At 38.6% G+C, this 22,587-nt stretch carries 19 protein-coding genes and 1 pseudogene; 13 read left to right on the top strand and 7 right to left on the bottom strand.

From position 1 onward, the window contains the following. Nucleotides 1-360 precede the first annotated feature (360 nt). Complete coding sequence (locus C7H79_RS13880; protein WP_106707838.1) at nt 361-1,029, top strand: Crp/Fnr family transcriptional regulator; 669 nt, start codon at nt 361-363, stop codon at nt 1,027-1,029. A gap of 91 nt (nt 1,030-1,120) precedes the next feature. Here C7H79_RS13880 and C7H79_RS13875 read toward each other — a convergent pair whose 3' ends face one another. Next, on the bottom strand, nt 1,121-1,804 hold the full coding sequence (locus tag C7H79_RS13875) for an MEDS domain-containing protein (protein WP_106707837.1): 684 nt from the start codon (nt 1,802-1,804) through the stop codon (nt 1,121-1,123). Nucleotides 1,805-2,269: 465 nt separating this feature from the next. Beyond that, a complete protein-coding gene (locus C7H79_RS13870; protein ID WP_106707836.1) occupies nt 2,270-2,500 on the bottom strand; it encodes a CsbD family protein in 231 nt (76 codons plus the stop codon). 937 nt (nt 2,501-3,437) lie between these two features. On the opposite strand from C7H79_RS13870, the gene C7H79_RS13865 reads away from it, so the two are divergent. From C7H79_RS13865 to egtB, 4 genes are all read left to right on the top strand, one after another. After that, a complete protein-coding gene (locus tag C7H79_RS13865; RefSeq protein WP_106707835.1) occupies nt 3,438-4,961 on the top strand; it encodes a cytochrome B6 in 1,524 nt (507 codons plus the stop codon). A 233-nt stretch (nt 4,962-5,194) separates the two neighbouring features. After that, nucleotides 5,195-7,150, top strand: coding sequence for an AsmA family protein (locus tag C7H79_RS13860; protein ID WP_106707834.1), 1,956 nt, complete (start codon nt 5,195-5,197; stop codon nt 7,148-7,150). A gap of 31 nt (nt 7,151-7,181) precedes the next feature. Then, nucleotides 7,182-7,508: a BON domain-containing protein gene (locus C7H79_RS13855; protein WP_172592451.1), complete on the top strand. Its 327-nt coding sequence runs from the start codon at nt 7,182-7,184 to the stop codon at nt 7,506-7,508. Nucleotides 7,509-7,613: 105 nt separating this feature from the next. Continuing rightward, nucleotides 7,614-8,915 (top strand): ergothioneine biosynthesis protein EgtB, encoded by a 1,302-nt coding sequence (gene egtB / locus C7H79_RS13850; protein WP_106707832.1) that lies wholly within the window; start codon nt 7,614-7,616, stop codon nt 8,913-8,915. Between the two features lie 150 nt (nt 8,916-9,065). On the opposite strand, the gene C7H79_RS18050 is transcribed toward egtB, so the two are convergent. Then, the gene (locus C7H79_RS18050) at nt 9,066-9,239 is read right to left on the bottom strand and encodes a hypothetical protein (RefSeq protein ID WP_172592450.1); all 174 of its coding nucleotides are present in this window, start codon (nt 9,237-9,239) and stop codon (nt 9,066-9,068) included. 1,092 nt (nt 9,240-10,331) lie between these two features. Continuing rightward, nucleotides 10,332-10,523: a hypothetical protein gene (locus C7H79_RS17730; RefSeq protein ID WP_147383614.1), complete on the bottom strand. Its 192-nt coding sequence runs from the start codon at nt 10,521-10,523 to the stop codon at nt 10,332-10,334. Nucleotides 10,524-11,130: 607 nt separating this feature from the next. Here C7H79_RS17730 and C7H79_RS13835 point away from each other — a divergent pair. From C7H79_RS13835 to C7H79_RS13825, 3 genes are all read left to right on the top strand, one after another. After that, the gene (locus C7H79_RS13835; protein ID WP_147383612.1) at nt 11,131-11,436 is read left to right on the top strand and encodes an ElaB/YgaM/YqjD family protein; all 306 of its coding nucleotides are present in this window, start codon (nt 11,131-11,133) and stop codon (nt 11,434-11,436) included. Nucleotides 11,437-11,529: 93 nt separating this feature from the next. Then, complete coding sequence (locus tag C7H79_RS13830) at nt 11,530-11,931, top strand: phage holin family protein (RefSeq protein WP_106707828.1); 402 nt, start codon at nt 11,530-11,532, stop codon at nt 11,929-11,931. Continuing rightward, a complete protein-coding gene (locus C7H79_RS13825) occupies nt 11,928-12,197 on the top strand; it encodes a hypothetical protein (RefSeq protein WP_106707827.1) in 270 nt (89 codons plus the stop codon). The genes C7H79_RS13830 and C7H79_RS13825 overlap by 4 nt, the downstream gene beginning before the upstream one ends. A gap of 494 nt (nt 12,198-12,691) precedes the next feature. On the opposite strand, the gene C7H79_RS13820 is transcribed toward C7H79_RS13825, so the two are convergent. After that, nucleotides 12,692-13,201: a hemerythrin domain-containing protein gene (locus C7H79_RS13820; protein WP_106707826.1), complete on the bottom strand. Its 510-nt coding sequence runs from the start codon at nt 13,199-13,201 to the stop codon at nt 12,692-12,694. A 272-nt stretch (nt 13,202-13,473) separates the two neighbouring features. On the opposite strand from C7H79_RS13820, the pseudogene C7H79_RS19005 reads away from it, so the two are divergent. From C7H79_RS19005 to C7H79_RS13810, 3 genes and pseudogenes are all read left to right on the top strand, one after another. Next, nucleotides 13,474-13,587 (top strand): annotated as a pseudogene (locus C7H79_RS19005) (IS110 family transposase); the annotation flags it as partial. A gap of 821 nt (nt 13,588-14,408) precedes the next feature. Next, complete coding sequence (locus C7H79_RS13815) at nt 14,409-15,932, top strand: YrzE family protein (RefSeq protein WP_106707825.1); 1,524 nt, start codon at nt 14,409-14,411, stop codon at nt 15,930-15,932. Between the two features lie 56 nt (nt 15,933-15,988). After that, on the top strand, nt 15,989-16,201 hold the full coding sequence (locus C7H79_RS13810) for a hypothetical protein (protein WP_106707824.1): 213 nt from the start codon (nt 15,989-15,991) through the stop codon (nt 16,199-16,201). A gap of 1,478 nt (nt 16,202-17,679) precedes the next feature. Here C7H79_RS13810 and C7H79_RS13800 read toward each other — a convergent pair. Beyond that, a complete protein-coding gene (locus C7H79_RS13800) occupies nt 17,680-17,874 on the bottom strand; it encodes a hypothetical protein (protein WP_106707822.1) in 195 nt (64 codons plus the stop codon). Between the two features lie 438 nt (nt 17,875-18,312). Continuing rightward, a complete protein-coding gene (locus tag C7H79_RS13795) occupies nt 18,313-18,576 on the bottom strand; it encodes a hypothetical protein (protein WP_106707821.1) in 264 nt (87 codons plus the stop codon). Between the two features lie 880 nt (nt 18,577-19,456). Here C7H79_RS13795 and C7H79_RS13790 point away from each other — a divergent pair. Continuing rightward, entirely contained in the window at nt 19,457-20,644 is a 1,188-nt protein-coding gene (locus C7H79_RS13790; RefSeq protein WP_147383611.1) for an HAF repeat-containing PEP-CTERM protein, read from the top strand. A gap of 512 nt (nt 20,645-21,156) precedes the next feature. Then, on the top strand, nt 21,157-22,428 hold the full coding sequence (locus tag C7H79_RS13785; RefSeq protein ID WP_242447306.1) for a PQQ-dependent sugar dehydrogenase: 1,272 nt from the start codon (nt 21,157-21,159) through the stop codon (nt 22,426-22,428). Nucleotides 22,429-22,587: the final 159 nt, after the last annotated feature.

Here is a 22,587-nt window from a genome sequence, read left to right as displayed (position 1 = left end):
GCATATCAGTCCTGGGCTGCATTAATACCTGGGATACAAAAGTCCAAATCAATATGAAGCAGAAACAGAAAAATCGGAGAAAGTTGCTTGACTGGATTGCCCAGAATTAGTTGACCACGTCAACCTTCGGCAATACATCTTTTACCAAACATATTATGTTCTTGGTAAATAAAAAGCGGACTTTTATTAAATGGGTGTATTCTGTAATTTTCCTTCCAAGATTCCTACTATTTCGTTTCAAAATTACGAGGAGGTTAAAATTGAATTTGCAGAATTTTTCAACACCACTTGTAAATGATATATTGAGCGCTAACAAAATCCGAATTTGAATTATTGGCGCCTAATCTTGAGCTAATACAAATGTTTCGTGGTGAAGTAATATTAGAAACTTTCGAGAAATTACACTACGCCTATTTCCCTATTACAGCTGTAACTTCTTTACTGATTTGTCTTCATGACGGTAATTCTGTAGAAGTTGGAATGGTAGGTAATGAAGGTATGTTAGGGATTCCAACTTTAATTTGTAAGAAAGAATCAGGGTTGCAAATGACTATTGTTGAAACAGGTTATGTCTATCGAGTTAATTTGAATTCTTTGCAAAACGTATTATGCCGTAGTGGCGGACGCCGCTCGGGAATACTACAAAAATTGATAAGCCGTTATACCCAAGCACTCATTTTGCAAATATCACAATTTACTGCTTGTAATCGAAGACATACATTAGATCAGCATTTAAGTTCATGGTTACTATTGCGTTTTGATCGAGCGCATACAAGGCCGTTATTAATAACTTACGAATCCATTGCTTGTTTGCTTGGAGTTCGTAGTGAAAGCATAACAGTAACTGCAAAACAATTTGAATTGGCTGGAATAATCAAAAATAATCGGGGTCAAATTGAGCTTACAAATAGAGCAGGGATGGAAAATATAGCGTGCGAATGCTATAAGATTATTAAGAATGAATCTAACTGCTTGGCAGAAGATTTAAATAAACTGATGTTTATCGGCATGAAAAACTATCTTCATTAAGATTTATTATTGTAATTAAATAGTAAATCTTGCTTAACTAGAATGATATAACTATCACACGAATCATATGGGACCAATAAGAAACGAATAATCAAGTACGTGGTTGAGGCATTTGATGTGAAAAAGTTTTCGATTCAGTTAGCTTGCTCATCACTTTATTCCAGGCTGTTCCAAATATTTCGAGCATTGCTGGCCCAGAAGAAGTATTTAGTGTATTAATTGGAATCGAGTGAGTATGACATTTACAAATATGTTCTAAGGATTTCTCGTAATCGTTCGGGTCCAAGCTATCCAAAAGATATGTACAGAGCAGCATAAGTTCTTCATTCATGCATAAGTCATTCCATAAATCTTCGAGCTGTAGGGCTGAATCTTCTTGATTATTTTGCCAAAGCACATCCACCATTTCCCCAAAGGCGCGTACCTTACCAAATTTTGAGCGGGTTACTTGAATAGGATAGGTTACGAAATCATGAAAAGCCTGTTTGTCTATAATTCTATTAAATAATAAGTTTGAGAGTAAAAATTCAGCATCAAAGAATTTAATTTGACCGCTATTTTTATAACGTTGTAAATCCAAATCCAGTCCATCTAATTCAAACATTACTGCCTGGCGGAGACCAGGCTTGGCAATAACAATAATCGCCTCATCATTAACTAAGCCATCTTTAATATAATGTGTAAGAATTTTTGACTGAGATAATACATCTTCACAAACTTGAACAATGTGATTAAACGGATCAGGTTTTTTTAAAACGTCTTGTAAAGTAATCATTATAAAAAACGTAGTAAGTTAAATTGTAAGCTAATCTGAATACGTATTTTATTAAAAAATTGATGGATTGCAAATTGTAACTAATTAAAGCAACTAATGTAGTTTCTTTAGTAACAAATTTGCCGCCCACTAAACGATCAGCAAAGCACTCTAAGTTAAGTTCTACTTTGCTCATCATAATACTTCTTGGCAGCGTGGTGCCAGTAAAAACACCAACAGATTGATTACATTATATTTTCCATAGGAATATAAACTTTCTAACATTACACATCACGAGTCCGATAATATTATAAAGCGAATCGCAGCAGATTTAGAAAGCGGCTTGGTTTTTGGTCTCCTTCTCAGGTATCTTCAAATCAGGTTTGCCGTCCATTGTTGAATTCTACGTAAATAACGAAGGAGTTTATGATGGGGTACTGTAGCTTTTTACGCTCTCTTTGACTGGGCTCTCTATGCCAGTTTATATTAATAACAATCCAATAATAAAGTTAATCTCACTTTATATCCTTTACATATATCGTCAACATGTATTTCAGCTTCTTTTTTTCCAATTCCGTATTTCCTTTGGATTTTACCGATTAATTCTATTTGCTTACCCTCTAAAATAATTAAATCACTCTTAAGTATTTTGCCTAATTGTTGTTGTGCTTTTCCTTGAACAAGCATCCAGTTGCCAATTATTTGATTCCAATTCATGATAAATTCTCCGTAATAAATTTATATAAATATTTACAAGATTATCTTGTGCAAGGGAATTAGTCTGTACGGAAACCAACAAAGAAGATGGAGTGAGTAGCTTAGAAGTTTTGCTCCAAATCACTTTATCTAGATCAAGGTTCATAACTAGATTAGAGGAGACACAAAGGTTTGGCATTATCACTAATATGTTGGGGTCAGAAAATAATGTTGCCCCCAGAATTTCTAAAAAAATCATGTGTGGATCAAGTTGCAATAGTAGATTTCTCCTGTTCTAAATAATAAGCTATCTCAAATGTTGCAATGAGAGATGAAGATTGCTTTGGGCGCAGTCTTCGAAAGTCGAGCCCGTCACTTCAGCGTAGCGAATTTCACTAAGTAGGTAAGTGAGCCAGCGTACACATATCGTATAACTTCAATCTTTGCTGCCATGGCATTGACAAATGTATCGCCTTTGTGGCCAACACATGAGTTCGATCTCGTTGTGTTCATATGTTGATCAACAAACGAAACATTAATTCGATTAGCGGTCACACGCTGTATGCGTTATGCGCAATATATCGTTTGCACGCTTGAGTTTGCGTACGAGCTTGAAGCCAACTGGAGGTCGTCGTCGACATGCTATCTTGAACTACCAGATCAGTCTCGTTTGCCGTGTCCACGTTCGTCACGTCTCCGAAGTATTATTCGATAAACTAACTTAATGGCCTGCAATTGCGCTTCAGATTCATTTCTGACTTATGCAAAACTCATATTCAGAGTTTCCGACAAGCCTAGAGAGATTACAGGCAAACACACTGTGCGTCTGCGTACAGATAAGTTTGTCGCACAATGAAAGAATTAAATATAAAGTTGACCTAGGTTTTATCTTGCTTGAACTTTGTCTGACGTGAAGGTTATTTCTTATTTACCTGAAATCGCAATAGTGAGGATTCTAATGAAGAAAATAAATGTTTTATTTTTAATTGTGCTGAATACATGTGGCGTGGGAATCAACAATGCCATTAGCAGTAATGACGAGGTGATATACGAGCATCCAAATGATGCAATTATGAATGCTCAGAGTAGTAACACCACCAGTACAGCTCAGAAAAAAACGAAGCATGATCAATCGGGTATTTTTGCTGCAAAGAATGCCTTATCTTCTTCAGAAGCATTGCAGAATCAACCAGATAAAGGAAAGCTACTGGGATTTGATTTTTACCGAGATCCACTAAATGCCAAAAAGCCAATGCAGACTTTCGAAGAAACAATGAAATCCGATATAGCGCAGCGTCCAGAGGTCAGCAAAACACAACATAAATTACTGCAGAGTCGTTATGATCTTACCCCCCGTTTTGACCCAGAAATTACCATGAGTCGTGGCAAGCCAATTGCGGTGGGTCCTACTGCCAAATTGAAAGGTAAAATGAGTTGGCAGAAACTCGCTGAGATGTCGCCCGAAGAAATTCGCAACGATAATTTATTTCCTTATCCAGCACTGCCGCATCCTAAACAATCGCCCGGTGGGCAGGTTTTCCCGCAGATGCAAATTGCAATGTTTCCAAGATTGGAGCGATTCGATGTGGAGTTTGACCTGCCTGAAGCTTTTCTTCCAGAGTTTCCTCCTGCAATTTTTCTCCAAAATAGACCTGAATTAGGCGATGTTTCTCGCGGTGAGGTAGTTTCAATCAACAACTTTTACCGTCTCTTCAAGGATATCTTGACGCCGGTTCAGCTTAACGGATTGCAGATGTTGCTTACTCCACTGCCACAAGAAGAATTTAATCCAACCGACGATCGTAAAAGTGCGCAACCCAGCCTAGGAGTGACTTGTTTTGATTGTCATGTTAATGGCCATACAACGGGGCAATTTCATTTGAATCCCGATATGCGTCCTGAGGAACGGAGAATTCGATTGGATACGACGAGTTTACGTGGAGTATATAGTCAACAGATACATGGTTCAAAACGCAGTTTGCGCTCGGTTGAAGATTTTACTGAATTTGAATTTCGCACAGCATATTTTAATGGCGATCCGATACACGCTATGAAAAAAGGATTTCCCATGATAGATCGTATTCATGTGAGTCATATGGCTCAGTTTCAAAACATGTTGGATTTTCCGCCTGCACCAAAATTAGATATCCAGGGTCGACTTGATCACTCAAAAGCAACTGAAAGAGAAATCCGAGGTGAAAATATATTTTTTGGTAAAGGTCAATGTGGAAATTGTCATCGGCCGCCAGCATTCCTCGACAATCAAATGCATGATCTCAAACTGGAACGATTTCTGAATGAGCCTGGCGATGGACCGATTAAGACTTTTACACTTCGTGGCATTAAAGACAGTCCTCCTTATTTACACGATGGTCGTTTGCTAACTCTAGAGGATACGGTCGAATTTTTTAACTTGGTGTTGCAACTTAAATTAACAGATGAGGAAAAATCAGATCTTGTGGTTTATATGAAGCAACTTTAAGTGAAAGAAATACAAGCACTGCTTCCCGTTTAACTTCTAGAAGAAAAAGAAAAGAAACTGTAGGTGACGTTATTGATATTTCTACAGTTTTTTCGCATTTAACAAATAGATACTCTCATGAATTACTGAAAGGTTAGCTGGCTTTTAGTAATGTGCAATTGTTAATAACGCATTCTCAAGAAAAATTAATCTATGATTTGCATATAAAATTCTTAAAAAGAAATAGGTATAAAATGAATGTCGTCAAATGGATCGGAATTTCTCTCCTTGCAGCATTTTTCCTCTTTGCGTTATTACTCCTTTCGATGAAAAATTGGAATTGGGCGCGTGACACCGTTTCACAAAAAATAAGTGATATGACGGGTCGTAATTTTGCTATTAATGGTAATTTAATTGTCGATTGGTCTTTAACACCCCATATAAGAATTGAAGAAATTCAGTTTGAAAATGCCGATTGGAGCAAGCAACGCAACATGTTGGAACTGGCGGCATTGGACATACGTATTGATTTGATCGAGCTCATCAAAGGTCGCGTGCTATTTCCTGAGATTATGCTCACCAAGCCCCATATAATTTTACAAAAATCATCGAAAGGCGAATCTAATTGGGAATTTCAAATTGATAGCAGTGATCCGGAGAATAAAACAGAAATCCCCGTTATTGAGCGCTTACGCATTGCGCAAGGTCGCCTTGTGTATCAGGATCCCTCAACTGATACCGAGATTATCACAACTATTGCAACAATCAGAGAGCATACGCACGAAGAAGAACTTACCGAGTTACATGCTGAAGGTATCTTTAATGGTCAGTCTTTGACGATATACTTAAATGCGGGACCCTTAGTTGCGCTGCGAGAAGCGGAAATTCCTTATCCGCTGACATTAGCTTTGCAGGTAGGGGAAACCAATATTAAAGTGAAAGGGACATTGATGCAGCCTCTGCAGCTCAAAGACCTACACCTGCAATTTGCAATGCAAGGCCCTGATCCCGAGCAATTGTCGCAAATCCTGGGATTTCCCATGCCCAGCTTACCTCCTTATCGACTAGGCGGAAATATTTCTCATCACAAAGATATATGGCAAATTAAAAATCTGAGTGGACGTGTAGGTGATAGTGATCTTGCTGGAACGATTAGTATAAGCACAGGTGCTGAAAAACTTTTCATCAAAGCTGACCTGACCTCAAAAAAAATTGATTTAGACGATATGGGGCCATTAATCGGTCTTACTCCCGATACGGGGCCCGGAGAAACCGCATCTTTAGCTCAACAAAAAAAAGCAAAAGAAGAAGCTATCGATCCTTTTGTTTTACCCAACGATCCGATCGATTTTAAGAAATTACAGACTATCAATGCCGACCTCACCTTTCGTAGCAAACATATTAAATCAAAACTACCCGTAGATGATCTTCTTGTGCGAGTGATCATTGATAATGGCCATTTAATTCTAGCTCCTCTGGATTTTGGTGTTGCCACTGGAAATATTCGAACACGTCTTGAGCTGGATACAAGAACTCAACCCGTTAAAAGTAAGATTGAAACTGAAATACGTCACGTTCAACTGGGAGAAATCTTACGTCAACTTGAAATCGCTGACAAAAGTGCCGGATTAATAGGCGGGCAGAGTGTATTCTGGTTTGAAGGCAATGCTATTGCTGAAATGTTAGCATCGGCTGATGGTGGTTTGTTGATGATAATGACGGGTGGACAACTGGATGATTTGCTAGTCGAGCTCGCCGGGCTTGATATTGGCGAAGCACTGGTGACCTTATTCGATAAGGACAATGATGCTCAAATCAATTGTGCTTATGTGGATCTTCCCGTCGCGGGAGGAGTGATGAATATGGATAATTTTGTTGTGGATACTCAGGACACTGTTTTTTTGAGCAAAGGAATAATTGACTTAAACAAGGAAAAATTTGATTTGATAATTGATCCCCAACCTAAAGATTTGAGTATTTTCTCGGCACGAGCCCCACTCCATATAGAAGGTACCTTCAAAAAGCCCACATTTACTCCGGGTGCTTCTGCAATCCTAAGAGGCGTGGCTTCACTTGCGTTATTGCCTTCAGCTCCTATCGTCAGTTTATATGCATTTCTCCAGGAAGAACAAGAGGAGAAAAAAGCAGATAACCAAGAAAATATACGTTGTTCCGGTCTTGTGAACGCAATAAATGAAGCTCGTAGCTAATAGCGATTTTGATGGTTTTTTGGAAAACGTTATGAAAAAACAAATAATTTATAAAATACATCGCTCATTGATTATGGCATGTCTATTCATTATATTTGGTGTGAGCGGCTGTGCTGGTTTTAACCCTAAAGCGGTAGAAGAGGCGCCCCGGGAAGATATCATTTTAGCCATGAAAATAAAAGCGAAATTGATTGAAATAGAAGAGCTTAAGGCCGCTGCAATACATGTTGAGGTAACAAATGGGTGGGTGGTGATAAGCGGGTTTGTCGATACACGCTCTCAACGACAACTGGCTGCCTCGATTGCTCAGCAAGTTGCCAATGTAAAACAGGTTGATAATCAGATTAAAGTCAAATAAAAAACTAAATGAATAACTTAAAGTTTGACTTGGCTTTTAATATTGCCATTTCTCAAGCTCAGCGGAAGAATAACATTCCTTAATTCTCCTGGAACTGAAAAGTTTATGAATCCCAACATATTATTTGATGAATATTCTACAGTCCGGAGCCGCACTTTGGATTTAATTAACCCATTAGGTGAGGCGGATTGCTGCGTTCAATCTTTGCCTGAATCAAGCCCGGTAAAATGGCACTTAGGCCATGTCTCCTGGTTCTTTGAAGCATTTATTCTGCAGCATTATGAGCAAACATTCAAACCCTTTCAGCCAGAGTTTCTCACAATGTTCAGTTCCTACAATGCAGACAATGTACCTCATCCGGATCCCAAGAGAGGTTTATTCACCCGACCTTCCTTGAAGGCAACGCGCGATTATGGCCAAAACATTGATGAGCGCATGAACAGTTTGTCGAAAAAAGTGGCCGAAGATAACATATTTGAAATGATAACAATGCTTGGAATCCAGCATGAGCTTCAGCATCAAGAACTTATGCTTGCAGATCTTAAGCATCTTTTGTCTCAGAATCCAATGAATCCGGCTTATCAACCTAAAACCGGTCCGCATGCAGTGCCCTATGTCATGCCAGCTCCACTGACATGGCATCATTATGAGGCTGGCATAGTAGAGATCGGCTATGCAGGAGAAGGTTTCAGCTATGACAATGAATCACCACGACATAAGCAGTATCTGTATCCCTATCAGTTGGCCTCACGATTGGTCACAAATGGGGAATACATGCGGTTTATTGAAGAGGGCGGCTATGACAATCCGTGCCATTGGTTTTCCGAAGGTTGGGAGTGGATCAAATCAAACAATTGTCGTCATCCTCTTTACTGGCGTCATGAGGGTGGAGAATGGAAAGAATTCACACTCCAGGGTCTTGTTCCGCTCGATTTTAATCTTCCAGCCCTTCATATGTCTTTTTATGAAGCGAGTGCTTTTGCGCAATGGTCTGATGCACGTCTACCCACCGAAGCTGAGTGGGAATATGCGGCGTCTCAACAATCCTTTGAAGGGTATCTTGAAGATAATAATTATTTTCATCCGCGTCATGCGATTACTGGTGAACCAGGAAAGATTATTCAACTCTATGATCACGCTTGGGAATGGACACAATCGAGCTACTCACCATACCCTGGCTATAACCCGAAGAAACCCAACCGTCATATGCCTAAATCAGATATATGGGATATTGCTGTAGGTGAATATAATAGTGAGTCGATGGTGAACCAGTATGTGTTACGAGGTGGGGCCTGTATTACGCCGAGAAAACGTATCCGCCCAAGCATGCGAAATTTTTTTCCTGCAAAAACACGCTGGCAGTATTCTGGCATCCGTTTGGCACGTAATGAAGCATGCGTTGATTGAGAATATAAATTCTTATGCAATCATAACAATATTATAAGAAAATCACACTTTGTATATGCGCATGATTTGATACCATTACAATCAATTCTTCCCGTTGACTAATCTTTGGGTTGCGTGGCAGAAAATCCGTCATCGATATACGACCTGCGCCTACATACTGTAATTGGGTTGCAGTGGTTTTTTTGCAATCGAATCAATTTGCTCGATTCCTGCATTCCCAGTCGCGATTCCAGCCAGCAGAGATACATCAAACAAGCTGAGTTGTATTAATGCAAGGTTCATTCTTTTTGACAAAGCGGATGTGGCGTAATGTACCAGCTCCATGGTATGTGCATTGATCTTGAGATTCTCCTTTTACACGAATATGGACGCCTGTATTGTGATATCCGTATCCTGATTAAGTTTGGGCTAGCTGTGCAAGCGATTACATGGTGGTCATTATACTGTAAGCTTATTGTAACTATCTGTTAATAGATAGCTATTATTCCCATTCATGCCATGCAAATGGATTGACGGAAAAGCCCCAGACGCCGACAATTTACGCCGGATGTCAGCTACTTCCATTGTGCCTGCGAGAAGTGTGAAACAACATTCTTTTAACCTTCGGCACAATAAAATTATTATGATGCAATCGGTGCCGGCACTGGCTTACACATGTACTATTCCCTATCAACACTTTGATAAGATTCCATACGCATATACACCGGCTCAATCGCCAGATTTGTCCAGTATCTGCAATCAATCCATATTTTCAATAATTCTTCTAACGATTGCGGTGATACATTTGTTGGCAATATAAGTGCATATTCTTGTAGGCAGCGTAAACATAATGAGCAAGGCGAAAGTAAGCGATCGATTTGATCTCGACTGGAATCAAAGTCGGCGCAGTTATAGCTTTTTGTACGTAACGATAAAACTGCAGCTCATTCGAAAATATTTTGAAATTCAGTTTATACTCATGACAATATGCCACTTGGGGTTATCCGCTTGCTGCCAGGCTCTTATATGTTTCTGCTGATGTGTAAGCAGCATGTATTCTTTTCATAAAAAATGTTGCAAATAATGATGTTTTTTACGGTTGTAGTTCGTGGTGGGGGATTCATGATACTTCCTACGGCTTTTTTCCGAGGAGTCAAATTTCGATTTTTTACAAAAATAAAACGGTTAAAAGAAGTTGATGTAGAACTAAATTTCATATTCAGAAAAAATAGTTTTAATAAATTTTCTTCCGTAAACTGATTTGTTTTACGAAACTACTAATCCATAATCCATAGTGTTCTTCCAAGTTTATACAAAATAAGCTTCTTTCGAATCCTCAGTTGCGGAATTAATCGAATATTCCGCTTCGGAGGGAGAGTCGTTAGAATTATTTCCTATAGTTTGTACTTTTCACTGCATGATAATGTCTATTCAAATTTATTTTTGTGGAAATGGGTGTGCGGGTTCTCTCACTGGAGGAGTTCTCTCGGGGGAGATTGGTTGTGGTGGGATTTCCGGCGTTGGATCAAATTCGGGTGGGATTACTTCCGGAGGCTGTTCTTGGGGGGGAATTACTTCTGGAGGTATCGGAGTGGGTGGAGTAGTTTCAGAGCGAGAAATTTTATACATTATAGCGTTCCAGTAAATTAAAGAAATACCTTAGAATAATAATATCATTATGATATCTAACCCAAATGACGGTTAATATTCTGCGTTCCAGAATAGAGTTCCAATTAAAATTGATCCATAAATTTTCCAGTATTCATGAATTAAATGAATCTTACGCAGTACGATTGAATAAAGTCTGTGCGGTTCCAAACCAAAAGGAAAAGATATTGAGTAATCAAACAGTAGACTCTTACGGATGGCCGCATTAAGCCACTCGATTTCTTTTTTGCAGCTACAGGCCAATAGAGTTGTATTCACCCCTTAAAGAAACTTTGGTAGAGCTTGATAAGTTAGATTTTCTTGATTCATCAATCAATGTCTTACATTAAGATACTTATGAGTTCCTGATTGATAGGCTATATTTCACATCACATATGTTATGAAATGCCCATTTGTCTTCGATAAGAATAATAGACGACAGATAAAGAAATTATCTTGTGCCACAAACAAAAATTAATACCGAGTTCTCATTCTGTTGATTTTGCAAATGGTGTGATTCCGCACAGACACGCTAATAGAATTTTGTCATTATTTGATGTCCAGCTCTACATTTACAGAGGTCTAAAAAGTGAGTTCAAAATTCATAGAAATTAAAAAACAAATGTCAGATATCAAAAATATATTGAAGGAGGCAGAAGATCTTTATGCGTCTATCACTGATGATAGTACAGAAAGATCAAAACAGATCCGAAAGGGCCTCGAAACAAAAATCGAAAAATTAAAAAAACAATTTGACAACATCGAGTCAGATATTACGGTTTTAGTTAAGACAACTGCAAAAGACACTGACAAATTGATACGCGATAATCCTTATCCAGTGTTAGCTGTGGCTTTTTCGATAGGATTGATTTTAGCGATTATGCGGAAAGATTAAACCCATATATAAAATATAATTCGTACTTTTATATTGCCAGATCTTAAAAGAGTAGTTGTAAAGTCCAGTAAATTAAAATTAGAGGTAATCATTGTGGAAGAATTCAAGTATTTAAAAGATTCTACGTTCACATTACTCAAACTGTTGACGCTACGTTTAAAAATGGCGCGAATTGAGTTGATTGACTTAAAAGATGGTTTGGCGAAAGGAGTAGGAATGCTGATGACTGCTAGTCTTATGTTTCTATTTGGGTTTATCAGCCTATTATTCGGTTTAGATACCATCCTTACCATTGAGCAAAAAATTTGGGGGTTTTTTGGCATTGCGGCGACATGCTTTTTGATGACGATTATTTTATATTTTTATGCACTATCTAAGTTGAGTGCTAATCAGAATTTTATGCAGGAAACGCTGCAAGGTATAAGCGATGATTTTGAGATCGCAAAAGGTGAAATAACGGTGCATGACCTCGAAACAAATGAGTTATCTAAATGAATAAAGCTTTGAGAGAAGAATTAGTTCTATTGCGTTTACAGTCTAAAGAGCTGCGTTCTAACTTGTTTGCTTTACAAGAAAAACGTAGAAAAAATAGAAACATTGATAATTTAATGGAATTGTTGGTTAGCGTTCCTGCCACTACTAGTCTTGCACTCAAAGCAACAAGCCTACCGAGAAATTTATCGACTAAAATATTAGTAGGGGCGGCATTGCTGGGCATAGCTTATATTCGTTATCGTAGCAGTACACCACCTAACCCCTAAAACGACCTTCACTTATAATTTTACGGCAGAATTTTATTCCTAGCCTAAAACTTATAGTGTTCCACGTGGTTGAGCATATATATAGGTAAATTCCGCACTATATAAAAATCTGCGCGGAGTAATATACTCAGACTAACACCACAATAAATTTTAAATTATTTATATGAAACGATACAATGTCATTATATGAATTTCAGATGGAAGGAAAAAAATCTTTTTAGCCTAATGTGGAAACTTTGTGCATATGCAAAGGGGAATCTTTTATAGGCTATGTAACAATTAGTTGTTGAGTTTGACCATTGATATTTAATAAAGATCTATTAATCATATAGATGGTGAATTTATAAGTGCCATAAGCCCTTCATATTGAGGATTTGCAAATTTCAACAGTTTTTTGCTACATAGCCTTTGCTTTGTATAGATTGCGAGTAGTAAATAATAGATGACCATAAAACTCGTAGAAAAGAACTCTACTTTTAGGCAAGATAAGTTGCTTAAGAATTTTTTTTAGAAGATTTCTTTGATTCATGTCCTTTATGATTTTCCTTGAAATGTTCAACCTCTTCAACCATTTCCGATCCATTAATTTTAGATTTGGCAAGTTTTGGAAACATATTCTTTTCTTCTTCTTTTACATGATGTTCAATATACTCTCGCAATACAGTAACCTTGGCATCATAATGGCTGTCATCGGCATTCATGGATTGAAGCTGCGAAATAAGTTCTTTTGCTCCCGCATGTTCCACCTCTGCTTCATCGACTAAATCATCATCATTTATCACTTCTCGTGCCGCTGGATACACAATTGATTCTTCGGCCAAGGCGTGGAGCGTTAATTCTTCACATATTTGCTTAACGATTTTTTCTTTTTTTTTACTAGATCCATTTTCTTTTGTTTCTTCAAACTCATAAAATAAGGCCTTAACCTTTTCATGATCCGCTTTAAGGAGCTCAATGATACCAAGTGCTGAAGACTTATCAGTAGTAGTTTTCTGCTGAGTCATGATTTTGTTCCTTTATCAATTTATAAAAGAAGATTATCTCTTTAAACTCAGCTGCGATCGGTACGATTCCGTACACATTAGCTTTCGATAGAAATATATTTAAGCGTCAAGGTGTTTGGCATCATTTTGGCGCGTAAATTTTGCTGGTTGATGTTGATCAACAGACCCGCGCACTCCAGTGAAGAGAAAATATTCTTAATCGGAGGAAGAAATGGTCATAAGAAAGCAATACACACAAAAATACAAATTAGACGCAATCAGAGTATTCGCCAGTTGAGAGACTGAGAACAGACGCCAGAACTAAAAAGTATGTTGAAAAACGTGTGATCAAGGGCCTCACAAAACTTGAAGCGCTCCGCTGTGTTAAACGCTATATTGCAATATAGGGGTATTACACTTTGAGAAAACGGAATAATTTTATCAATAGAACACAAATCGCCGCTTGACATTTTGAAGGGTATCCAGGGCTGCCAATATCTGTCTTCGCTATACAGAGCGTTTGGCAGGAGTCCATATTAAAACTTCAGTTGGCAGTGTTTCTTATGAAAATGCGCTGACCGGAAAATTAACGGATTATACAAGACAGAAGTCATATGGCAGTGAGTTCCCGGGTGCAATATTGATGAAGTGAAATTTGCCACCCTGGAGTGGGGGTGACTGGTTTAACAATCGCCGGTTACTGGAGTCAATTGGAATATTCCCCCGGCGGAATTTGAGATGACATATTATCGCCAATTGAAAAGTCAATTGATGCAGCCTGACTTAAACAAAGAAGTTTCCAGAAATATCGAGCCGATTCATTGTTACTATCAGATGCGTGGGCGTATTTCAGGGACGGCTAGATAATCTGAAAAATTTTTTTTAATTCAGTATGTTTGCCTAGCTTAATAGAATTCAGGGATTACCTATCCGTGAAGTTACGGAATCTGTGCGACTCCGCACAGATTCTCTACTTGATCCGTCACATACTTATCCTTAGATAAAAAAGTTTTTTATTTACTTTAATATCTGCACAAAAAATTTTCTCGCGTTTAGATCGTGTTTAAAGCAGAAGATTTACTCCCGGTAAAACTCCAGCAAGATAATTTGAAATTCAGTGCATATTACATTTCTAAATGAAATATTTCTCAAAACTTAAAACTTCACTATTTCATCAAGTGCGTTCAGACAAGCATGAAACATGAAGCAAATACTCAAGGAGGACGTTATGTCCATACACAAAGAAGCATTACCCGACAATTATTCCCAAACAGGATTAACTATTAATTGGGGTTCGATATTAGCAGGTTTGGTGTTTATTTTGGCTTTAGGGTGGTTATTATTTACTTTGAGTTCAGCAATAGGTCTGAGTATTGTGGAGGTACAAGGTTTTCAAGGTGACATGACCACAGAATCGACTGGGTTGGGTATTGCGGCAATAATTTGGGTTTTAGGTAGCGTCATAGCTACTTACTTCCTCGGGGGTTTTCTTTCGGGCACGGTGTCTGGAAGATCTAATAAGGCTATAGGTATATTACATGGAATTGTACTATGGTCATGTACAATTATTATCGGTATTGTATTTAGTGTTTTTGGGGTAAGTGGAATCATGAACGCTGCATCTGGTGCCGTCAAATCTTTGACTTCTACAGGAGGAAGCGCAATATCGCTTATTGCAGGGCAAAATGATGTCACAACTTCTCAAGTCTCTTCTTATTTGCATCCACTAATGGGATCGTTGAAACAAGGTATCCATAAAGCAATAGAAAGAGAGCAACAGGCCAATAATAAGGATTCTGGTCAATACCGAGCAAGTTTAATGCCTACTTCTGAGGGTCAAGAGAATAAAACTCAAAATGTGGCTCCGCAAAAAGGAAACAGCACCCAAGTTGAAGAAACAGATGATAAATCAGCAAATGAAGTAAATATTGACGATCCACAATCATTATCCACAACTCCGCAGAATCACGATTCTTCCAGTTCTAGTGCCACAGAAAGTGGCAATAGTGTCGAAAACGGCGGGGTTGAACAAGGAGTCATAGAACGTACCCATGAACGCGATGAGTCTGAAGAAGCTTCTCGATTTGAAGAGTCAAAAAATTATACTGATCAAGAGAATTCTGATAATGAAAATATGGCTGAAAGAGATACAGAAGAGAATCAATCAGTACAGGGAATAAATAGTCAGAATAATCAACAATCTTTACCCACGGCAATTAATGAAGATTCTACAATAACCGCAGGAACCGCTTCCAATGAAAAAGAAGAGGGTAAACGCGATAGTGAGCCCAGTAAATCTACAGATGGTTCCAAGTTTGATGAATCCAATAATTATACTGATAACCATCATAAATCAGAGGATAGAAAACAAGGATCTCCTTCTAAGAGAGAGAAATCGGTTACGAAAGATGGTAAGCGGCATATAGAGAAAATTGACCCTCAAGTCCTTAACTCCATTGCAATAGCATTAATACAAGGCGATGAAAAGCATGCAAAGGAAGTTATCACCAGCAATTTTGACATTAATAATGCAGAAGTCGATACCCTGATTAGAACTTTCAAACAAAAAGCTGATCAAGTAGCCAAAAAGTTAGAAGTAAAAATCAATGAAGCGAAAGATTACGCGGCAGGGGTATTATGGGTTATTTTTCTAAGTTATTTAATAGGTTTGGTGGCATGTATTAGTGGTGCTCAGTTAGCGTTAAGATTCCCTAACATGAGGAAAGCTGATTTTATTCGAAGTGCCCAATAAAAATTTCAGGAAAGAAGAGATATTTGTTCAAATTTGTAATTCAATATGGAGTATAAATGGCTAAAAATTACAAAGGATATACCATTCTTATAAATGCTGAGCAGGATGATGTAAACGGAGCTTGGAATGGTCGCTATCGAATCATGAGTGATGAAAGTGTGGTGGTTTATGAAAGCTTTTCTGGAACGGTCGATAGCGATAAGCAAGCTGTTGCAGAAGCTGAAGAGGCAGCGTGTAATTGGATTGATTCTGAACAAGGAAGGCTATAAGTCAAAACTTGTGTATAAATAGTTTTAAGCGGCAGCCTATCTTTGACTTCCTATATGTGTAGTCTCTGCGCACCTTAGGAGGGTTGAAAATCAGCAGATTGAAGAGCACAGTTAGCACTCCGCCGCTTTCGGCGGGGTGCTTTATTACCATTAACGAACTTAATATCGAAAACGACATATGTTAACAATTGGCTATTTCACAATTAGTTGCTGAATCTGTCTTGTTTTGCCAAAAGATCCTCTGAAACAAAAGGTAGGTGTAATATTTTGCACCGAGACAGTCAATCATTCTGTTCCTTCTGAGATAGCTCCTAAGATAACTTGTCGTCACTCCATTAAACTTCCTCATCTGGGCTATTTATCACCAGCACGATTTACGCAGCAATGTTATGCACATCTGCTTGTTGCTTAAACCCATGGACTAGATCCATGACAGCACGTATCACTTCGGATTCTATTAATTTGTGTGCATCTTCATTTATCAACGCACGTTGGAAAAACAATTCAATAATAAATTGTTACATAGCCTAACAAATGCAGTCTCTTAATCAGAGCCATTTTTACACGTTGTTTCCATGAGTTTGGAGGCCATAGTCGCGTTGTTGCTCTACTTTCACAGTTCTTTGTATGGGCTGTTCTAAGTCCACGGTTGCAAGAGCTCACTCAGAATGGTGATTTTAATATATTGACAGTTTCTGCTATATAATTGTAGAAAGGCACCTGATGTGAGGGATAATGCTCAGGAATTGTTTTCTCTCTGAGCGTTCAATTAATCCGGTAATCGATTTGATTATCCGCATCTAAGAAGGACTCTACCTAGCCAAAGTTCGCAAGATATTGTTCTAGTAAAAGCCCGGAAATTTAAAGGATTTTCTCTCTTTCGTCATAAATTTAATTATTTCTATTAAATAACGTTTTGTACGCATTTCCTTTCGTATCTTTGGGCTAATATTTTGTTGCCCTTTTATTAAACTTAATTTTTGTTGTGATTTAGACATTAAAAATTCCCTTTTGAGTTTGGCCAGAGATTATATTTGGTGAAAATAATATATAGTCGATGTAATAAAAATATTAAATTTCGCGATGCTGTGAAGATTCTTTACGAAGGTTGTTTGTGAGTCTTATCTTAGTGAATAAATCTTTCCTCAATAAAAAGGGTCGCAATAAATACTTCATAAAACACTAAAATAAGAATCGGAAACAATTTATCCATTTTTATTGTTGATAAATCCCTAATAATTAATAATATTCTTATTGCAGCTTTGTTGCTGAGAATAAAAAAAGAGCTAAAATATTCTAGGCTAGAAAAAGGAATATTTATCCCGTGTGCAAGGATTGATGTCAGATCGAATTCTCCTAAAAGAAAAGTATTGTGATCTTGGCAAATCTCAATCTGGGAGTCGGTTCGGGAACTCTGATTTAAAAATATAAATCCGCTGGAGTGGGTTTTATTTGATGCATGAGTATTATTTGATATATCAAAGTATATTTTCTTCAACAAATTGCATGTAATAATTTGACCGATTGAATTCATCTACTAAGCCATCATCAACTGCATGATCCCAAGCTTCTGCAAAAAAATCCTCCTTGATATCATCTCCTACTAGTTCAATGGGGTACTCCGCAACGATTTGCTCCGATAATTTATCTAAAATCATGACTCTCTTTATCATAAAAATCTCCAGAAATTTGAGAAATAAATGTTTATAAACTCTAATCCTTAATCTGGGCGGCAACCACTATTACTAATAATAACTGATGGGCGTGTTAGTCAAGTTATGTCTGTATCTCTGCTATATTGCTCGGCGGATTCATTTTTCTCAGTACACTTCTCACTTGTCTTCTTATATTTTCTCACTGCTGCACATGCCACTTTATTCTCCCTGAGAGACATTTTCTGGTAAATTCATACGGGAGTTATTGAATCTAAAGAATAATTACAAAAATAAGGAAGTCATCATGAAGAAGGCTTTTTTCAATGTAACGAATAAACAATTTGATATTTATAAAGCAACCCGCCGAAGCACCGATGTATTACTGTGTTATTCAGTTCGCTGATTCTTAAACTGCTTTCGCTCTCAGGGTCGGAGGATTAAGCCCGCAGAGTTAAATTAATCTACTTTATTTTTTATTTCGTTAGATTTATCCTGGATCAGCTCTTTCCCTTCTTCCGTACGATTCCCGATTTTGTTTTTCATACATTCCGTATCAGTTCCGGTACATGTTGCTTCATCAACACGGTTTAATTCTTTGTTTGCATCACGTTTTATTTCATTTTTAAACGATTCATTTTTTTCAGGTAATGTTTCAGTTGCATGTACATTGGATAAAAACAAACACATAGCTATTACCAATATTAATTTAAACAGCTTCATTTTAAGTTTCTCCTTAGATTTAACATTATTCCAATTATCTGGATTTTTTAATTATTGATCTATTTATCAGGCATATCTGTACGTAAGCATACACAAGGTTCAAATCTGTTCGTTAGTTATCTTAACAATCTCAGAAGAACCATTGATGGCGCAAACGTGTAGAGATTATGAAAAATAAATTGTTACAAAGGCTTTCTCGATAAATAGTTAACGACCGAATCTTTGCCTGCTGATGGTTAGAGTCGCTGGCTGACATGGACATTATTGAATCCAATGTAATAATCTAAAATGGGGGCGAGTGGTGAGAGTTACATTCTAGAGTCAATCGCGCGATAACTATTTCTCAATCGAACTGATTCATAAAGTCTTTTTCACGGTGCATCCGTCGACGTAAGATCTTTACAGATAAACGAGTAACGATACTTTATTGATTTTGTGTGATTCTCTCTTAGAAAAGCACAGAATGATTGCTAGCTGAATTCGCAAAAATACCAATTTACCCCATTATTATTCTCATTATGTGCGCAACCGCACAGATTAGAATAAAAATTAAATTGAAAATGCTTCTTTATTTCCGTTTCTCCTGCTGACTCTCAGAGCCATAGGTGCGGGCAGAAGTTTGATTCAGTTCATGTACATTCCGTTCTTTAACTACTTGTGCTGGATTTTTTATAGTCGATACTTTTATTAAGTTTTGCGGATGCATATCTCATGGGGTTTTAGTCCGCAATTTTGTTCGCCCCTAGATTATAAGCCCTGTTGTATATTATTTATCAGGCTGGGCCAACAAGCTTTAGTTGTAGAAAATCACAATTCTTCCTTACGTTAGCAAACGGACTGTGATGTGTGAATTACGATCAATTTAGCAGTGGCTGCTAATGTGATCAACAGACGAAATCACCTTAATCAACTGGATATCATAATGAAAGAAATATTTTCAAGAAATAAAGCGATCTACCTAACCGGAATTTTAGGGTTGTTAATTTCAACTATAGCAAACGCAGATTGGTCAATTAAAGGAGTGGGTACTCTAGCGGGAATTGGGGTGAGCAGTGCTGGTGGCATTAACGAGCCCGGTCAAATTATTGGAAATTCGCATACAGCTGCCGGTGGTTCTTATCAAGCTCTTTTTATCACCGGTAATAATGGGATAGGAATGACAGAATTGGATACCTTGGGAGCATATAGCTATCCTTCTGCAATTAATGATTCCGGACAAATTGCAGGAATCTTTACCACTGCCAGAGGTGTCACCCATGCTTTTTCTACGGGCCGCGATGGAGTCGGGATGACTGATTTAGGCACACTAGGCGGAAGATTTAGTTTTGCTTCTGACATTAATAATTCCGGTCAGGTAGTTGGAGGTTCGTATACTACAGGAACTGATTCAATTCACGCCTTCGTTACCGATGCTAACGGAATAGGCATGAGAGATTTGGGCACCTTGGGTGGAACCTACAGCTACGCCAATGCTGTCAACAACTCCGGACAAGTGGTCGGATATTCTCAGACTGCTGACGGGCAATTTCACAGCTTTATTACGGGTGTTGGTGGGGTAGGCATGCATGACCTTGGCACTTTAGGCGGCAAGTACAGTTTCGCTAACAGTATCAACGAACATGGGCAAGTTGTAGGGTATTCTGAAACTGCAGAGGGACATTTACAGGCCTTCATAACGAATGCTAACGGCGCAGGTATGACAAAATTACATGTTGGAGGAAACAGTATCGCAGTTGACATCAACAATCTAGGCCAAGTTTTAGGTTATAGTGGCGATGATGCTTTCATTGTGGGAGCTAATGGTGGAAAAATAGAACTTTCAGCGCTAGATGTTATCATGGAAGACGGATGGTCCAATATTCATGTGGTAGCTCTCAACAACCATGGTCAAATCGTTGGATTTGGGCAACACCATAATAATTCCAATGAGGCTTTTCTCCTCTCGTTTACCGAAGATACAGTATTTCCTGCACCAATACCTGAGCCCCAAACTTACGCGATGCTACTGGCGGGTCTTGGGTTATTGGGTGGTATAGCGTGTCGTAAGAAGACAATCAAAATGTCGTAAGTTGTATACGTTCAGTTCTAATTTATAAAACTTCTGCAAAATCCGAAAATGTGCTGTGATGCTTATGGCGCAGTTTTGCTAGGAAGTAGGATGCTTCTGCGTACTATCGGGCTTCGTCTTCTATATAAGTTCACTAATATACGATATCGTTTTTTCTCTTTTATTCGTAATTCGCATCAATAGCAGAGGTAAATAAGCATAACCTCAGCGTACAAAACTACACGCATCTGGCTACCGCCGTAGTTGAGGATATTGAGGAATTATTATTTTTTCGGATGAAATTGATCTCACTAAATGTCCTGAAGATAAATAAGCTGGAAAGATTCGTCAAACTGTGACTTTGTCCTTGTTGAAACCTGAGTTCTTTATTACGTACTGTAACGGTGAATTTATTCAGGTGTAATAGTTCGATGCTAAGGAGATAAGTGACATTGAGATTTAGATTTAGATATGAGATTTTAACGATAGTGCTTTCTGCTACCATGCTGACAGCTTGCGAAGGACCTTCCCGAATGCCGTTCGAAGCTGGTGTTGGAACTAATCCTCAATTACCTCCGCCGACAAAAACACTGATTCCTACCATTAAGATCGCCAAAGCGGTAGGATGGTCTGCCACGACGATGCCGTCCGCGCCCGAAGGCTTCAAAGTTACCGCCTTAGCACGCGATCTGACTCATCCTCGCTGGCTTTACACCATGCCTAACGGCGATATCCTTGTAGTGGAGAGCAATAAACCTACCAAACCGACAGATAGCCAGAACAGCAACAAAGGTTTCTTTGCTCGACTTCGTGGAAAGGTGCAGTTTATGATGATGGAGCGCGCTGGTGCAAATCCTCCCAGTGCTAACCGAATTACGCTTCTCCGGGGGGTTAGTCCGGAGGGAACCGCGAAGCATCGTACGGTATTTATGAAAGACTTGATGTCCCCTTTCGGCTTGGCATTGGTGGGTAATAAGCTATATATAGCGAACGCAGATGCTATTATCAAGGTGCCCTATACGGATGGTCTAACTAAAATCAATACTGCGCCAGTCAAAGTCACTGATCTTCCCGCGGGTATTAACCATCATTGGACAAAGAATCTACTTGCCAGCACCGACGGTAAAAAACTCTATGTAACGGTAGGCTCTAATAGTAATGTTGGAGAAAATGGGCTAGATATTGAGGAAGGAAGAGCTGCTATTTGGGAGGTGGATATCCATACCGGAAAGAAACGTTTATACGCTAGTGGACTGCGTAATCCTAACGGGCTAGCTTGGGAGCCCGAGACGAACACATTGTGGACAGTCGTCAATGAACGAGATGAACTGGGTAACGATCTTGTTCCAGACTATCTAACATCGGTAAAAGACGGGGCGTTCTACGGTTGGCCATGGAGCTACTTCGGCGCACATGTGGATTCTAGGGTCACACCCACTCGTCCTGACATGGTAGCCAAAGCGATTGCTCCAGATTATGCGCTAGGCGCACACGTCGCGCCCCTGGGCCTTACTTTCTCAAGTGGTCATTTAATGCCGCCGCCCTTCGAAAATGGAGCATTCATCGGTGAACACGGATCGTGGAATCGCAATCCACCAGCTGGGTATAAGGTTATATTTGTTCCATTTAGCGCCGGTAAACCGAGCGGCATTCCTGTTGATTTTCTCACCGGCTTTATTAACGAAAAGGGAGAGGCACAAGGGCGGCCTGTTGGGGTAACGTTTGACAAAACAGGTGCATTACTCGTGGCTGATGATGTAGGTAACATCGTCTGGCGTGTATCACCCATTCGGACTCAACAATAGCATAATACTGTTTACCTCATTGACGATGAAAAACAGAGAGAATCTCATTCATAAATAGCTTGTTGGATTTCTAGGAAAATGTCTGATACATTGCAGCTGTAGCTATATTTTATGCACTGACGCTAATTAAATTATAAGAGATGTTTTATTTGATAGTTT

This window comes from Nitrosomonas supralitoralis, from assembly GCF_003011925.2.
In the GTDB taxonomy this organism is placed as follows: Bacteria; Pseudomonadota; Gammaproteobacteria; order Burkholderiales; family Nitrosomonadaceae; genus Nitrosomonas; species Nitrosomonas supralitoralis.
This window is presented reverse-complemented; position numbering and strand designations above follow the sequence as displayed.

Coding starts and splice junctions, on each gene's coding strand:
- C7H79_RS13880 (WP_106707838.1), top strand. CDS start 361: ATGTTTCGTGGTGAAGTAATATTAGAAACTTTCGAGAAATTACACTAC.
- C7H79_RS13875 (WP_106707837.1), bottom strand. CDS start 1,804: ATGATTACTTTACAAGACGTTTTAAAAAAACCTGATCCGTTTAATCAC.
- C7H79_RS13870 (WP_106707836.1), bottom strand. CDS start 2,500: ATGAATTGGAATCAAATAATTGGCAACTGGATGCTTGTTCAAGGAAAA.
- C7H79_RS13865 (WP_106707835.1), top strand. CDS start 3,438: ATGAAGAAAATAAATGTTTTATTTTTAATTGTGCTGAATACATGTGGC.
- C7H79_RS13860 (WP_106707834.1), top strand. CDS start 5,195: ATGAATGTCGTCAAATGGATCGGAATTTCTCTCCTTGCAGCATTTTTC.
- C7H79_RS13855 (WP_172592451.1), top strand. CDS start 7,182: ATGAAAAAACAAATAATTTATAAAATACATCGCTCATTGATTATGGCA.
- egtB (WP_106707832.1), top strand. CDS start 7,614: ATGAATCCCAACATATTATTTGATGAATATTCTACAGTCCGGAGCCGC.
- C7H79_RS18050 (WP_172592450.1), bottom strand. CDS start 9,239: ATGGAGCTGGTACATTACGCCACATCCGCTTTGTCAAAAAGAATGAAC.
- C7H79_RS17730 (WP_147383614.1), bottom strand. CDS start 10,523: ATGTATAAAATTTCTCGCTCTGAAACTACTCCACCCACTCCGATACCT.
- C7H79_RS13825 (WP_106707827.1), top strand. CDS start 11,928: ATGAATAAAGCTTTGAGAGAAGAATTAGTTCTATTGCGTTTACAGTCT.
- C7H79_RS13820 (WP_106707826.1), bottom strand. CDS start 13,201: ATGACTCAGCAGAAAACTACTACTGATAAGTCTTCAGCACTTGGTATC.
- C7H79_RS13815 (WP_106707825.1), top strand. CDS start 14,409: ATGTCCATACACAAAGAAGCATTACCCGACAATTATTCCCAAACAGGA.
- C7H79_RS13810 (WP_106707824.1), top strand. CDS start 15,989: ATGGCTAAAAATTACAAAGGATATACCATTCTTATAAATGCTGAGCAG.
- C7H79_RS13800 (WP_106707822.1), bottom strand. CDS start 17,874: ATGATAAAGAGAGTCATGATTTTAGATAAATTATCGGAGCAAATCGTT.
- C7H79_RS13795 (WP_106707821.1), bottom strand. CDS start 18,576: ATGAAGCTGTTTAAATTAATATTGGTAATAGCTATGTGTTTGTTTTTA.
- C7H79_RS13785 (WP_242447306.1), top strand. CDS start 21,157: ATGCCGTTCGAAGCTGGTGTTGGAACTAATCCTCAATTACCTCCGCCG.